We start from the raw sequence: 14,729 nt of genomic DNA, 5'->3' as shown, positions 1-14,729 counted from the left end.
AGATCAAAGAATCAGAGGATCAATACATAGGTCTTGCGCACAGTTTCCTGGATGTCCCAGATACCGGTGCTGTTGGCCGGCAACATCAGTGCGTCACCGGCTTCTATGTGGAGCATGTCCCCGTTGTCGGGGGTGAAGGTGCAGCGTCCCTGGATAAAGTGGCAAAACTCCTGGGCTTTGATCTGCCGGCGCCAGCGCCCGGGCGTGCATTCCCAGATGCCGCTTTCGACGCCGTCGTTGCGCTCCACGCTCAGGGTCGAGGCCACCGCCACTGGCGTGCCCAATGGCACGGCAACCGGCGAAGCGTCCGGCAAATGAGCGCTGAGTGTGTCTTTGAACTGGGTAATGCTCATGTTCATACCTGTGGTGATTGAAACGACTTAGTGCATGAAACCTTCCATGAAGCCGGCAAGCCCGCTGGCCAGCTTGCGGCGCCACGGCGCGGTGTTGGGGTTGGCCAGCACCTGGTCCTCATGGACAAAACTGCGAATGATCGCGTTGTAGCCCAGCCAGCGGCAGGGTTCCGGCTCCCAGGCCTTGAGCCCGTCCAGCCGGCCCGGCTGGACGACCCATGGCTGCGTGACCAGCGGCGTGTCGAGCCCCAGGATCAAGTCTGCCAACGTGCGGCCGCCCAGGTTGCTGGCCCCTACGCCCTCGCCGCCATAACCACCGGCCAAGGCGATGCCCGCTGCGTGATCGCACAGCATGTGCGGCTTGAAGCGCCGGGACATGCCGAGGTTGCCGCCCCAGGCGTGGGTGATGCGGACTTTCTTGAGCTGCGGGAAGAGTTCACCGAACAGGTAGCGACGCAGTTCGACTTCGCTGTCGGTGAGGTCGAAGTTGTGCCGCAACTTGCCGGCAAACTGATAGCCCCCACGGGCGCCGAACACCAGGCGGTTGTCCGCCGAGCGCTGGCCGTAGGTGACCTGGCGACTGCTTTCGCCGAACGCCTGGCCACGGTTCAGGCCGATTTCATCCCAGGTGCTGGCGGGCAACGGCTCGGTGGCGACAATCAGGCTTTGTACCGGCAACTGATAGCGGCCCAAAGGCGCCAACGTGGTGGCGTACCCTTCTACCGCCGGCACCACCCATGACGCGCGTACTGAGGCTTTAGCCGTGCGCAGGCTGCCGGACTGCCACTGGGTCACCGGGCTGTTTTCGTAGATCGTGACGCCCATCTGCTCCACCACCCGCGCCAGGCCACGCACCAGCTTGGCCGGGTGAATCGTGGCAACGTGGGGGGCATAGATGCCGCCATAGGGTTTGGCGATGCGGATTTGCTCGGCCAGTTGCTGCGGGCCGAGCCAACGGTAATCATCGTCGGTCAGGCCCTGAGCGTGAAGCTTGGCCAGGTAGGCCCGCAGGGTGGCTTCCTGTTCGGGATAGCGCGCGGCGCAATACAGCACGCCACCCTTGCGGTAGTCGCAGTCGATGCCTTCGTGCTCAATCACCTGCGCGACTTCATCGGGAATCGCGTGCAACAGGTCGAACGAAGCCCGGCGCTGTTCGGGAGACAAGCCGGCCAACAGGCGGTCTTCCCCCAGCAAGTTGCCCATCAGCCAGCCGCCGTTACGGCCCGAGGCACCGAACCCGGCGGTTTGTGCCTCAATGATCGCGATTTTCAGCTCGGGCGCCTGGCGCTTCAGGTAATACGCGGTCCAGAGCCCGGTGTAGCCGGCGCCGATAATGGCCACGTTGACGTCCAGGTCGTGCTCCAGGGACGCGCGAGCCACCAGCGGCTCGTCCAACTGGTCCATCCATAAACTGATATTGCGCCATGCAGGCATGCCAAGCTCCACCACCACACTTCGATGGCCGTGATCCTAGAGCCTGGCCTCAGGGGCTGTCTTGCGCGCGTGCACGCAGGGAAATTTGTTTGACGTAGGCCTTGGGCGACTGGCCGGTGTGCTGGCGGAAACAGCTATAGAACGCCGACGTCGAATTGAAGCCCGCGGCAAACGCCAGTTCGTCGATGCGGATCGGCGGCGTGGCCTTGTCCAGTGCGGCCAGCAAATGCTGGAGGCGCGCCTGGTTGACGTAGCGGTAAAAGCTTTGGCCCAGCACCTGGTTCAGCAGGTAGGAGATCTGGTTGCGGCTGTACCCGCACTCCTTTGCCACCCGTTGCAGGTCCAGTTCGGGATCCAGGTACGGTTGCTGGCGCTCGAAGTACTGCTGCAGGTCGTTGGCCATGTAGCTCAGTTGCTGGGGCGACAGGCCCAGGCGGCTGACGGTGGGGCGCGTGGTCTCGCTGCGGCTGGCGGACTGTTCGTGCACCAGGGAGGCGTATTCGTTGACCCGCCAGATCAGGCCATCACGTACGGTGATGGCTTCACTGGTGCGAAATGACACCAGTCCCTGGCCGCCGCGCAACGTGATGCGGTACTGGATGAAGGCGGTGTCGCCGTCGGCGCGAATACGGTCGGTGTGCTCGATCGCTTCATCCGCGCCACGGGGCATGCTGGCTTGCAGGTACTCGCGCAGCTCGTCTGCACCGACCACGCGGTTCTGGAAGAAATCGTGGTACTGGATGTCCGGGTGGTAGTACGACATCACGCCATCCAGGTCCCGGTGTTTCCAGCACAGATGGTGACGCAGCACCAACTCGCCAGTGGCTTGGGTTTGCTGGGAGTCATCCGCGATGAAGTCGGGCATGGAGCGCTCTAAGGCTGGGACAGCCTGCGAGCTTGCCGAACTTTCCGGGCGGGTTCAATGGCCATTTGACAGTTATCACTAATGGCCTTTCGCCCATTCCCGCGTAGGACATGACCCACATCAACCTTCCCGGAAACAACCGCTGAACGGGGCGAAAAAACTCCCCTGCCGGATGCGAACGAATGCTATTTTTAGAGCTCACGACGGCCAGGACCATTGATGGTCATGGCGCCCCTGCTGCGAGCTAAAGGAAGTGCTCAATGAACAAGGTGGGCAAGATGAACAAAGTGACATTCCCCAACGCTTGCCAGCTGATGCGCTGGCATTTTCATCCCATGGGCTTTGAGGCGAGCATGGATGCTCCCGGTAGCATGATCGCCCGCCTGTTCGACCGCGCCAGCGGAGAAACCCTGATTGCGATTGCCGGCATTCCTTGTGCCACGGTGATGAATGCCGCTGATGTGGAGCGGATCATCGAGGCCGTGGAGGATGAGTTGGAGTCGTTTGTGCCGCCGCTGTCGCTACGCGCTTGATCTGGCGGAGCAGGTATCCTGTGGCGAGGGAGCTTGCTCCCGCTGGAGTGCCCAGCGCTCCCAGGATTTTGGGACTGCTACGCAGCCCAGCGGGAGCAAGCTCCCTCGCCACCTGATTCAACGTCGGCCCTTATGATTTGCTGATGCGCTGATCATCAAAACACGGCTTGTCTGCGGCAATCCGGTCCGAAGCCTTTGGCACATTCACCCCTTGGCCATCCTGCGCCTCGACATACCAATAGCAATGGCTCACCGCCCGGGTAATCCCCACGTAGGCCAGGCGCAGTACTTCGTCCTTTTGTGCACTGTCGTAAGGTTCGGTGTCACCGTCCTTGCCCAGGCCCGCCATGCGATAGACCTGGTTCTTGTAAGGCGAAGTGGTCAAGTGCTGGCAGTCGCCCAGCAGGAACACCGCATCCGCTTGAAGACCCTTGGCGCTGTGATAGGTCAGTTGCTTCAGACGACGATCGCCGTACGGCAAGCTAGAATCCAGATTAACTACAGACTGAATATGCTCTTGCATCAATGACTTATCACTGCTTTTTCGATACAACATTAATACCGAATCACCCTTTTGATAGTGCGCCAGCAGTTGCTGGCCCAGCGCCGCATCGTCACGATCACGCACGGTGACAGGCACCAATGCCTTCGGCGTTCCACTGGCCTTGGCTTTTTTGCCGCTGATGGCCGGGGCGGCACGCACGATGTGTTCGGCAGCATCAATAACGTGCTGATGGCTGCGGTAATTCTCGCCCAGCATCACCCGTGTGGTGGTGGGCGACGGGAATTCCTTGTTGAACTCCATGAAGTACTTCGGCGAACTGCCGCGCCAGCCATAGATGGATTGCCAGTCATCCCCCACGCACAACAGCGAAGAGCGCTGGGCACCACGGCCTACGTGCATGGCCGGGCCGCGACTGCGAATCTCCCGCAGGCTGGCACGGACCCACGAGACGATCTGCGGCGATACGTCCTGGAATTCGTCGATCATCAGGTGCGACATCGGCCGCAACAGGCTATCGCTGAGGAGCTTGAGGTTTTCCGGGGTATTTTCGCCAAACAGCGAGAACATCCGGTTGTAGGTCATCACGGGGGGCGACTGGTCCAGCAAGTGGTCTTCCAGGGCTTTCCAGAAAATGCTCAGGGCTTCGAAGTAGAAACGGTCCGGATCGTCCTTGGCAAAGCTCATCTTGCCCACGGCGGTGGGCACATCCAGCCCGAGGTTCTCGATAAACCCGGCGGCGGCGACAAAGCTGTCCAACAGCGGCGCCGAACCCAGCTCGCCCTTGACCTTGTAATCGAAGCCCGGGCCCGCAGTTGCGTCGCCAGCCAGGCTGCTCAAAAGGCGCTTTGATGACTCATAGTTATCAATCCATATCAGTGGCTTACGGCAGAAAGCTTGAAACAGGGTGCGCTTTACCGCCCACTCTGCGCGCACGGACAGCTTGGAGCCAGGGCGACTGAGCAGGGCATTTTCCCGAGGGTCAAAGCCCAGCATCACCCAGGCATCCAGCTCGGCAATGTAGCCGTGGCAATGGAACTGCGCGCCATTGATATCGAAGGTCTGGCGGTTGGGCTCAATCCCTTTGATCGGCCAGGCCCCGGCGCGAAACCACAGGTCTTCGATCACATCACAGAGTTCTTCATCGCGCCTGGCCGCCAGTTCGGTCACCGCCACGCGTTTCTGTACGTCCGGATGATCCCGTTCCAGCTCCTTGAGTTGCAGGGCATGGCGCGCCAACGGGGCGATCAGCTCGCGGAAGCGCGCGTGACGGCCATGCAACTGGTGGTAGCAGGCATTCAGTTGCTGGCGCTGGGCGTCGTTGATGCGCAATTCGAAGGGATTACTGTCAGCCTCATCAAAGCCCGCTTCGGTGCGCGCGTTGAGGTTTTCAAACGCCTGCAGCCGTTCAAGGCCCGTCAGGCTGCGCACCATCGGCAGAATGCGCGAGTGAAAGGTGCGCACCACGGCTTGTGCCTCTTTCATACCAAGGGGTTGGCCCCACAAGGCGAGAATTTCCATGAGTTTGTTGATGAAGTCCTTGCGCGACTCACGGGTGAAGGTCACCACCGTCATCGAGCTCAGCTCAAAGCCCAGGTAATGGGTCAGCAGCAGGATACGCAGCACCAGCGAGGTGGACTTACCCGCACCGGCGCCGGCGATCACCGAGGTGGACGGCGTATCGCTGAAGATCATCTTCCACTGGGCTGCGCTCGGCTGGGCATGGGCTGGCAGCAGGCGTGCCACGTCGGCCTTGATACGTTTTTTCAACTCGGCGGTCAGTGGCAGGCGCCAATCGTCGAACAGGTTGTCGTCGACACCTGGCGCGGTGTGTTCATCCGGCCGAAAGTCACGAATCAGCAGGACCTGGCGGCCTTCCTCGATGCCATCCGCCTTGCCTTCCTGATAGCCATATTCCACGCCGGCCGTGTGGCCACTTCGAAAGCCGTCGGCCTGGCCATGCAACCAGGAAAAACGGTGCTGGGCGCGCAGGCGCGTCAGGCCGTGACCGAATAATCGGGCGGCGAGCCGTTTCAACAGGGGCATTTCGGCCAGTGGCCGCAGTTCGGGAGGCAGATCGGGGGTGTGTTGCGGCACGCGGACTCCTGCAATGCGTTAACTCGGACAAGAGCCCTATGGTCGCCGCAAATGCCCCACAGTTCCAGCCAATTGCTTTGGGCTCATGCAGTTAGGCGATGAAGTGAAGATAGGTCCTTAGGATCGGCATCGAAGCATTCGATAGGAATCCTGCATTTTTTACGCTTTTTATCGATCTGGCGCTGCTGGATCATGGCTCCCATCCACAGGAGACGATCATGCTTGAACTTCGACCTTTCAACACCCTGGGCGGCGCCAATCACGGTTGGCTGGACGCTCACCACCACTTTTCCTTTGCCGAGTACCACGACCCCAAGCGTATGCACTGGGGCAACCTGCGGGTATGGAACGACGATCTCATCGCACCGGGCACCGGCTTCCCGCAACACCCGCACCGGGACATGGAAATCATCACCTATGTGCGTGAAGGCGCCATCAGCCATGCTGACAACCTGGGCAACAAAGGCCGCACCGAGGCTGGCGATGTCCAGGTGATGAGCGCCGGCACCGGGATCGCCCATAGCGAATACAACCTGGAAGCCACGCCGACCAAGATTTTCCAGATCTGGATTATTCCCAACGAGGCCGGTTTGCCGCCGTCGTGGGGCGCCAAGCCGTTTCCGAAGGGTGACCGCGAAGGTTTTGTGACCCTGGCCAGTGGCAAGGCTGGAGACAGCGAAAGCCTGCGCATTCGGGCGGATGCACGCCTGGTGGCAGCTAATTTGAAGGCTGGTGAAAGTGCCGAGTATCGGCTGGACAGCGGACGCCGGGCGTATCTGGTGCCTGCCACTGGGGTGATTGAAGTCAATGGCTTGCGTGCACACGCTCGAGACGGTGTGGCGGTTGAGGATGAGCAGGTGTTGCGGGTGACGGCGGTTGAAGATAGCGAGATCGTGTTGGTCGACCTCGCCTGAATTCGCAAGCTTACAAATCCAATGGGTAATGAGCTTTATGTGAGAGCTGGCTTGCCTGCGATAGCATCAACTCGGTATGGCTGAAAGACCGAGTTGACTGCATCGCAGGCAAGCCAGCTCCCACAAAAGCCTGGCTACCACATTGGGTTGTGGTGTTACTGGGAAATCGCCCCGTCCACTAACACCTGTGCCTCTTCCACCAGTTGCTTGAGGTGATCCTCACCGATAAAGCTCTCGGCGTAGATCTTGTAGATGTCCTCGGTGCCCGATGGCCGTGCGGCAAACCAGCCGTTTTCAGTCATGACTTTCAGCCCGCCAATCGCCTGGTCGTTACCCGGCGCATGGCTGAGGATCTGCTGGATGCTTTCCCCCGCCAACTGCGTGGACGTCACCTGGTCCGGCGACAGCTTGCCCAGCAGGGCCTTCTGCGCCGGGGTGGCCTTGGCATCCACACGAATGGCGAACGGTTCGCCCAGCGCATCAGTCAACCCACGGTAGATCTGGCTCGGGTCCTGGCCTTTGCGTGCCGTCATTTCGGCAGCCAGCAGCGCCGGGATCAAACCGTCCTTGTCGGTGCTCCAGACGCTGCCGTCCTTGCGCAGGAACGACGCACCGGCGCTTTCTTCGCCGCCGAAACCCAGTGAACCCTCGAACAGCCCGTCTGCAAACCATTTGAAGCCTACCGGCACTTCGTACAGGCGACGGCCAATGCGCTTGGCAACCCGGTCGATCAGGCCACTGCTGACCACGGTCTTGCCCACGGCGGCATCCGCACGCCACTCAGGACGGTTCTGGAACAGGTAGTCGATGGACACGGCAAGGTAGTTGTTCGGGGCCAGCAAGCCACCGGATGGCGTCACGATGCCATGGCGGTCGTGGTCCGGGTCGCAGGCGAAGGCCACGTCGAAGCGGTCCTTGAGACCAATCAAGCCTTGCATGGCGTAGCTGGAGGACGGGTCCATGCGAATCTGACCGTCCCAGTCGACGCTCATGAAGCGGAACGTGGCGTCGACTTCGGTGTTCACCACATCCAGGTTCAGGCGATGGTGCTCGGCAATGGCCGACCAGTAGCGCACCCCTGCTCCGCCCAGCGGATCAACGCCCAGGCGCAGGCCTGAACTGCGGATCGCATCAAAGTCGATGACGTTGACCAGGTCGGCCACGTAGGTGTTGAGGTAGTCGTGACGATGGGTCGTGTCGGCCTTCAGGGCCTGGGCATGGGTGATGCGCTTGACCCCGGCCAGCTTATTGGCCAGCAGTTCATTGGCCTTGGCTTCGATCCACTTGGTGATGTGGGTATCGGCCGGGCCGCCATTCGGCGGGTTGTATTTGTAGCCGCCGCTTTGTGGCGGGTTGTGGGACGGCGTGATCACGATGCCGTCGGCCAGGCCGCTGGTGCGGCCGCGGTTGTAGCAAATAATGGCGTGGGAAATCGCCGGTGTCGGGGTGTACTCGTCGCCTTCGGCCAGCATCACGTGCACGCCATTGGCCGCCAGCACTTCCAGGGCGCTGGCGCCGGCAGGCGTCGACAGGGCGTGGGTGTCCAGGCCGACAAACAGCGGGCCGTTGATGCCTTGGGCTTCACGGTAAAGGCAAATGGCCTGGCTGATGGCAAGCACGTGCCATTCGTTGAAGCTCAGGTCGAACGAGCTGCCGCGGTGCCCGGAGGTACCAAAGGCCACGCGCTGGGTGGAGATCGCTGCATCAGGCTGGCCGGTGTAATAGGCCGTTACCAGTCGCGGGATGTCTACCAGCAATTGAGCTGGTGCCGGCTTGCCCGCAAAAGGACTGAGAGTCATGCATAAACCTCTGAAAGAGAAGGATTCGGAAAAAGAGTGCAGTTTACTGAGAGTTGGACTGCTCCGCGACGTTATAAATCCTACAACAATCAGTGAAATTTCATTCGAAGCCGGTCTGTGCCTGCCTCAGCGCCTGGGCCAACTCATCCAGGGCGTTTTCCAGGCTATGCGCCCCGTCATAGGTATGGCTCAGTCGCAAGTGCTGGCGGTGCAGGCCGCTGATGCTGAACAGCTCTCCCGGCGCGATCACCACCTGCCGGGTGAGCAGGCGCTGGAACACCTGGCGCATGTCCACCACCGCCGTTGAACGCAACCAGAAGGTGGCGCCAGCGGCAGGCATCCGGTAGCTCACCTGCTCCCCCAAATGCTCATCCAGGCGCTGGCTCATCAGTTGGGCCTGCTCGTTGAGTTTCGGTCGCAACTCTCGCAGATGCTGGTCGATCCGCCCGCTGAGATAGAGCCGCGCAATCGCCCGCTGGCGAATGGAGGACAGCCGGAATTCACGCAGCAGGAACTGGCGTTGCAACTCGCCGCTCAAGTGGCGGGACAACAAATAGCCAAACGGCGCTTCGGGCCCGAGCATTTTTTCGAAGGTGGAAAACACCATCAGCCGCTCGGGGTTGGCCAGGTCACGCAAGGCGGTGGTTGGCTGCTCAAAGCCCAACTCACCATGGCTGTCATTTTCTAACAACCAGCAGCCATGCTGGTTCAGCAACCGGACCAACTGCAGGCGGTCATGGGTGGACAGGACGATGCCGGACGGCAGGCTGACGCCCGAAGAGAGCAGCGCCAGTTGAACCGACTCATTGCCGAGCAATTGCTCGAGCAGTTCCTGGTCCAGGCCGCCGTCCGCCGTGAAAGGCAGTTCCAGGACCTTCACCCCCGCGCCCTGCAACAACCGCAGGATCAACCAGTCACAGGGCGATTCCACGATGATCGCCGCGCCCTTGAGCCCCAGCACCTCAATCAGGATTTCCAGGACCCCGCGCAGATCGGCACCGATGTACACCTCATCCGCCTGCCAGCAACGGGTGGGCGACGAGGTATAACGCGCGGCCAGCGCGGCGCGCAGCTCCCAGACGCCGCACGGCTGCGACCATGGCTGCAGATGACGCGGGTAGTGACGCAACAGTTCGCGCTCCAGCAGCAACAGTGCACCGTCCAACGACGCCCCAAGTGCCGGTTCATCGGCGCTGAGCACCCGCATTCCCGGGCGCCGTGCACCGGCGTAGAGGCGCTCCAGCAGATCACCACCGCTGCTGCCTGGCGGTTTATTCAATACCGGCCAGGCGTAATAGCCCGACTTGGCCACCGAATAGACCCGGCCTTCCTTCTCCAGCAGTGAGTAAGCGTATTGAATGGTCGAGATCGACACGTTCAGGCGCTCCGATAATTGCCGCAATGACGGCAACTTTACCCGGGCATCGGTACCGACCTCGTTGATGAGGTTGATCATGTAGCGATACACCGCCTGGTAGGCGAAGTCGGTTTGCCTGTCGTCCCTGAGGTTCATCGCTGCTCACCCGCCGTCACCCCGTTAACGCCCGGTTGCCATGGCAGGCGCGCCTTGCTGCGGGGCTGCGGCCGCGCACGGAATCGCGGTGGCCGGCCGTTTGCGATAGAGGTGCTGCAGCAGGTGGATCGGCAGCCCGCTGATGTCGACAGCCCATTGCACCAGCATTTCGGCCACCGGCTTGCCTTGCAGCGCCTTGTGCAGCTCGGGAAGTGCCACCAGCATGCCGGGGTGGCACTGGCGCAAGAAGCTCTCGAGGCGCTCGCCGTGACGGATAAACGGCGAAAACATCAGGCAGCTCAGTTGGCTTTCATCCAGCCCGAACAGCGCCTGGGCGTAGCCGGCGGACAAGGCGCGGCCTTCCGGGGTGGCAGCCTGGGCAATCATAGGTTCGGGAATCTGCTTGCGGCGCATGAACAGCAAGGCCTGCTGCACAAAGCCCAAGGCGCCCTCTTCGTAGTCCAGTTCCCGCAGGCACTCGGCCTGCAAGCCTCGCAGATGGGCCATCAGCATTGGGTTCGCGTAGGTCGCGTGGCTGAAATGAAAGCCAAACTCGTCGGGCTTATAGTCGAGGAACTGCCGTAACAGCGGGCAGGTCGGGTACTCAGCCGCCGCCATCAGGTCCGCCATGCAGATGTAGGCGATGTGGCGGTAGTTGTCCTTTTCAGACGTATCGACGGCATCGTAGTGCTCACCGTAGACGTCGCAGTAATAAGCGTGACTCCACTCATCCATGCGCGCAAACAGCCCGCTGAGCATCAGGGGCTGGCGGGCCGGGATCTCTACTCCGGCCGCCAGCGCGGCCTTTTTCAACCACGCAAGGTACTCGCGTTGCTTGCGCGCGGAATCACCGCTGACCAATGCATGCACGCCGCCATTCCACGTGGTCACGCGCTGGTAAAAATCGCCAAGGGCCAGATAGGCGTCGTTGCACAGGGTCTGGCGAAGGTCGCCCGAGGTCAGGTGCCCCACCATCAGCATGTTGCGCCGGCTGGTGTCACGCGCAGTGCCGGAGGCCGGCCGCAGGTGATTGAACGGCAACACTTCCTGGTTTTCCACCATCAGCAGCTCGACACGCGGATCGTCATGCATAAACAGCGCGCTGTAGCCGCGATGCAATGTGTCCAGCGCCGACTGCGTCATGCCGGCATGGCGCAAGGTGGCGACGCGCAATTGAAAGGTCCGCGGCGCCCGGCCCGCAAGTGTCAGTTGTGCCGCCCGCAGCAAGGTCAAGGCGTAGCTGGTGCCAGCGCCCGTTCCATGAGCCAGCAGCACCTTGTAATCACCGATCCGCTCCATGCCACCTGCCGCCACCACGATGCGCTGAATCAATAATTGGAGCGAGGTGCGTTCTGTTCGTGAGAAATGCCCTACCAAGCGTTGCAATACTTGTTGATAGACATAGTTCATGGCTTGCTCGTGAATAGCGCTCATAGTTCTACTACCTGAGTTGAAATATCAGTTTCGGGCAACCGTTAACGGTGTTTGCCTGACCTGTTGTTTCTGTAGGGGCGTTACAATATGTGACTTCAGAAGATTAGCACCGAGCCATGCCTGCAAACGTGCGCCTCAGGGCCTCCAGCCCAGCACAAGCGCCACACTTCGGGGGGCATAGCTAAAGCGGGCGATCTTAGGAAGATTCTGACAACTTCCTACTCGCTCCTAACTTACAAATTAAAGAATCATCCGACATGTCCAACTTTAATATAAGTTTTTCGCCTGGCCGGGCATATAGCGCATTATTGGATTTAACGAACGCACGGGTTAATTTCAGATATTCAATCATTGCTCAATCCTTGAGATGAAAGTGACCGCGCAATTATCAGCACTTGCGACGTGATTAACAGATACAGAACGGCCGCTAAAACCAGTTCAGATGGGGGCACCCGTGGGGTGTCGAATGTCCAGACACGACAACGCCGCGCTGGGATTCAGGGCGGCGTCAGGGGGCAGACAGGTGATTTATCGGGTTGAAACGTTGAAGTCCCGATTCAAACGGTGAGCAGGTTAAGCCCTGTCAAATGGCGCATTTGCCCCATGCGCCCGGGGGCAGGAATACTCGCTTGAGAATATTCCCACAGATCAAACAGCTTCTACCTGCAAGGCCACACGTTCACGGCATGGGCATTCGTCCATATAACGGTGTGCTTCAACGAACTGGCTGAAGGGAAATACTGTGGTCTTCAGCGGTATCAGCACCTTGTCGGCCGTCAATTGGTTGATGTCACGCAGGGCACGCTGCAAGGCCACCTGGTCCTGGATGATGCCCAGTTCCGGTTTGCCGGTGAAGTTGCCGATGCAGTGCACAAAGAACTGGATGTTCTTCTGGAACGCCGCGCAGGCCGGGAATGGCGTCTGGTTACCACCTTGCAGGCCGTACAACACCAGGCTGCCACGGGGCGCCAGCACATCACCCAGCAACGACATCTGCGGGCCACCCAAGCCATCGAACACCACGTCTACGCCGCGGTTGTCGGTGAACTTGTTGACTTGCATCAGCAGGTCCTGTTCTTCGGTAACGATGACCTTTTCCGCCCCGAGGGACAGCAGGTATTCGCGCTCATCACTGGTCTTGGTGGCGGCAATCACCCGCACACCCAGGGCTTTGCCCAGCTGCACAAACGATGGACCGGCACAGTGACTGGCGTCCGTCACCAGGGCGAATTGCCCGGGCTTGACCCGCGCCAGGTCCATGTACGCAAAGTAGGCAATCAGCAGCGGCGTGTAGTGCACGCTGGCTTCGATCGGGCTCAGGACATCCGGGTAACGGGTCAAGGCCGAACGGGGCAGGACAATCTGTTCGCCGTATACCGGGTAATCATTCGGGCTCTCGGCCGGGAAGCTGGCGACCTTGTCACCCACCGCCAGGTCGTCGACACCCTCGCCAACGGCCACCACCACGCCGGCCATTTCATGGCCCAGGCCGGATGGCAGCCGGGCATGGGACGACGCCAGGTTCTGGCGCCAGAGAATGTCGTACCAGCTGATGCCAATCGCCTCGACGCGCACCTGCACTTCGCCCGGTGCGGGCTTAGCGGCTGCATGCTCTTCGCATTTGAGCACCTCGGCCGGACCAAACTTGTGAAAACGGATCGTGCGGGACATCGCAAACCTCGTCAAAGTAACCTCTATTGCCATGAACTCTATCTGGGCTTTCGGAGCAAGGCCACCGGTCGCCGTTAATAGTCGACATGCCTGTCATTGATTCCGCACATACGGAAAACGCACCAAGCCATGTAGGAAAACTGAATTAGCCGGTGCAGAGTACCAGCCTTTCCCCGTAAGATTCATGCCGGTCATTGTTCTTATATGACCGCTCCCGTCAAGTTTACTGACGCCGCCTGGGACACAAGATGAACCGTAACGACCTCCGTCGTGTCGACCTCAACCTGTTGATCGTATTCGAAACCTTGATGCATGAGCGCAGTGTGACCCGCGCTGCCGAGAAATTGTTCCTTGGCCAGCCGGCCATCAGCGCGGCGTTGTCACGCCTGCGCGGCCTGTTCGACGACCCATTGTTCGTGCGTACCGGGCGCAGCATGGAGCCCTCGGCCCGTGCAGTAGAAATCTTCGCCCTGCTCTCCCCGGCCCTGGACTCGATTTCCACCGCCGTCAGCCGCGCCTCCGAATTCGACCCGGCCACCAGCACCGCCGTATTCCGCATCGGCCTGTCGGACGACGTCGAATTCGCCCTGCTGCCGCTGCTGCTCAAGCGCCTGCGGGCCGAAGCCCCCGGCATCGTGCTGGTAGTACGCCGCGTCAACTACATCCTGATGCCCGGCCTGCTGGCCTCCGGGGAAATCTCCATCGGCGTGAGCTACACCACCGATTTGCCGGCCAACGCCAAGCGCAAGGTCCTGCGCCGCAGCAAACCGATGCTGCTGCGGGCCGACAGCATGCCGGGCTCCATGAGCCTGGATGACTTCTGTGCGAGGCCCCATGCCCTGGTGTCGTTCGCCGGGGATTTGAGCGGATTTCTCGATGAGGAACTGGAGAAACTGGGCCGCAAACGCCATGTGGTGCTGGCGGTGCCGCAGTTCAATGGACTGGGGACATTGCTGGCGGGGACCGATATTGTCGCGACCGTGCCGGACTATGCCGCTGAAGCGTTGACCTCAGCGGGTGGCTTGCGGGCGGAAGAGCCGCCGTTGCCGGTGCGTACGTTTGAATTGCACATGGCGTGGCGTGGGTCTCAGGATAATGACCCGGGGGAACGATGGTTGCGGTCGCGGATTCAGATGTTTTTTGGCGATCCTGAGAGTCTTTAGGCGTTGTCGGGCAGGCTGTTTAGCTGATCATTTCTGCCTTTCCACAAACCATGGAGCTCCATTCACTTCCAGTGGATTGCTACAGTGGGGGCACATCTGAGGGTATGCTTTGGATTGCTTTAAAAGGATGCCCCCGACCTAGGGTTCAACCCCCCCTTCTCGAGAACTCCCCCGTTGATGGCGGGACAAAATTAAAAGCAAAGTCCGTTATTAATGCTTATCACGTCGGTGAGGTCGCACCTCATCTGGAAGCCGATAGCAAATTTTCACGGATGGGCCAGAAGCTCCGCTAGCTGCTCAGGCTGGGGGGCTGTTTCTAGAACCGAGCCGCGTAATCCGGCACAGTCGCCAGAGAGTCGGCCAAGGATATCGCCCGCCCATGACCCTCCTGGATCGGTCTGAAACACGCGTTGCCGTGCACACGATTAAGACTGTGGGCGTCTCACACGCC

At 60.5% G+C, this 14,729-nt stretch carries 11 protein-coding genes; 3 read left to right on the top strand and 8 right to left on the bottom strand.

Annotated elements, in window-relative coordinates; genetic code table 11:
* Window positions 1-11 precede the first annotated feature (11 nt).
* Genes LIY45_RS08645 through LIY45_RS08635 form a run of 3 tightly spaced genes read right to left on the bottom strand, consistent with a single transcriptional unit; the run spans window position 12 to window position 2,652 of the window.
* On the bottom strand, window positions 12-353 hold the full coding sequence (locus LIY45_RS08645; protein WP_226476002.1) for a cupin domain-containing protein: 342 nt from the start codon (window positions 351-353) through the stop codon (window positions 12-14).
* A gap of 27 nt (window positions 354-380) precedes the next feature.
* The gene (locus LIY45_RS08640) at window positions 381-1,787 is read right to left on the bottom strand and encodes an FAD-dependent oxidoreductase (RefSeq protein ID WP_226476001.1); all 1,407 of its coding nucleotides are present in this window, start codon (window positions 1,785-1,787) and stop codon (window positions 381-383) included.
* A 49-nt stretch (window positions 1,788-1,836) separates the two neighbouring features.
* Complete coding sequence (locus tag LIY45_RS08635) at window positions 1,837-2,652, bottom strand: helix-turn-helix domain-containing protein (RefSeq protein ID WP_226476000.1); 816 nt, start codon at window positions 2,650-2,652, stop codon at window positions 1,837-1,839.
* A gap of 260 nt (window positions 2,653-2,912) precedes the next feature.
* Between LIY45_RS08635 and LIY45_RS08630 the strand changes: the two genes are divergently transcribed.
* Window positions 2,913-3,185 carry a DUF1652 domain-containing protein gene (locus tag LIY45_RS08630; RefSeq protein ID WP_017479708.1) on the top strand — a complete coding sequence of 91 codons (273 nt, stop codon included), beginning with the start codon at window positions 2,913-2,915 and terminating at the stop codon, window positions 3,183-3,185.
* Between the two features lie 130 nt (window positions 3,186-3,315).
* Here LIY45_RS08630 and LIY45_RS08625 read toward each other — a convergent pair whose 3' ends face one another.
* The gene (locus LIY45_RS08625; RefSeq protein WP_226475999.1) at window positions 3,316-5,784 is read right to left on the bottom strand and encodes a UvrD-helicase domain-containing protein; all 2,469 of its coding nucleotides are present in this window, start codon (window positions 5,782-5,784) and stop codon (window positions 3,316-3,318) included.
* A gap of 218 nt (window positions 5,785-6,002) precedes the next feature.
* Between LIY45_RS08625 and LIY45_RS08620 the strand changes: the two genes are divergently transcribed.
* Window positions 6,003-6,698 carry a pirin family protein gene (locus LIY45_RS08620; protein ID WP_017479706.1) on the top strand — a complete coding sequence of 232 codons (696 nt, stop codon included), beginning with the start codon at window positions 6,003-6,005 and terminating at the stop codon, window positions 6,696-6,698.
* Window positions 6,699-6,853: 155 nt separating this feature from the next.
* Here LIY45_RS08620 and pgm read toward each other — a convergent pair whose 3' ends face one another.
* The 4 genes from pgm to LIY45_RS08600 form a co-directional block, all read right to left on the bottom strand.
* On the bottom strand, window positions 6,854-8,497 hold the full coding sequence (pgm, locus tag LIY45_RS08615; RefSeq protein ID WP_226475998.1) for a phosphoglucomutase (alpha-D-glucose-1,6-bisphosphate-dependent): 1,644 nt from the start codon (window positions 8,495-8,497) through the stop codon (window positions 6,854-6,856).
* Between the two features lie 100 nt (window positions 8,498-8,597).
* Window positions 8,598-10,010 (bottom strand): PLP-dependent aminotransferase family protein, encoded by a 1,413-nt coding sequence (locus LIY45_RS08610; protein WP_226475997.1) that lies wholly within the window; start codon window positions 10,008-10,010, stop codon window positions 8,598-8,600.
* A 24-nt stretch (window positions 10,011-10,034) separates the two neighbouring features.
* On the bottom strand, window positions 10,035-11,444 hold the full coding sequence (locus LIY45_RS08605; protein WP_226475996.1) for a hypothetical protein: 1,410 nt from the start codon (window positions 11,442-11,444) through the stop codon (window positions 10,035-10,037).
* Window positions 11,445-12,092: 648 nt separating this feature from the next.
* Window positions 12,093-13,115, bottom strand: a complete 1,023-nt coding sequence (locus LIY45_RS08600; RefSeq protein ID WP_017479702.1) for a zinc-dependent alcohol dehydrogenase family protein — start codon at window positions 13,113-13,115, stop codon at window positions 12,093-12,095.
* A gap of 248 nt (window positions 13,116-13,363) precedes the next feature.
* On the opposite strand from LIY45_RS08600, the gene LIY45_RS08595 reads away from it, so the two are divergent.
* A complete protein-coding gene (locus LIY45_RS08595) occupies window positions 13,364-14,278 on the top strand; it encodes a LysR family transcriptional regulator (RefSeq protein WP_008433801.1) in 915 nt (304 codons plus the stop codon).
* Window positions 14,279-14,729 lie beyond the last annotated feature (451 nt).

It is taken from the genome of Pseudomonas sp. MWU16-30323 (assembly GCF_020515595.1).
In the GTDB taxonomy this organism is placed as follows: domain Bacteria; phylum Pseudomonadota; class Gammaproteobacteria; order Pseudomonadales; family Pseudomonadaceae; genus Aquipseudomonas; species Aquipseudomonas yamanorum.
Note: the sequence above shows the minus strand (reverse complement) of the source record. Positions and strands in the feature narration are given on the sequence as shown.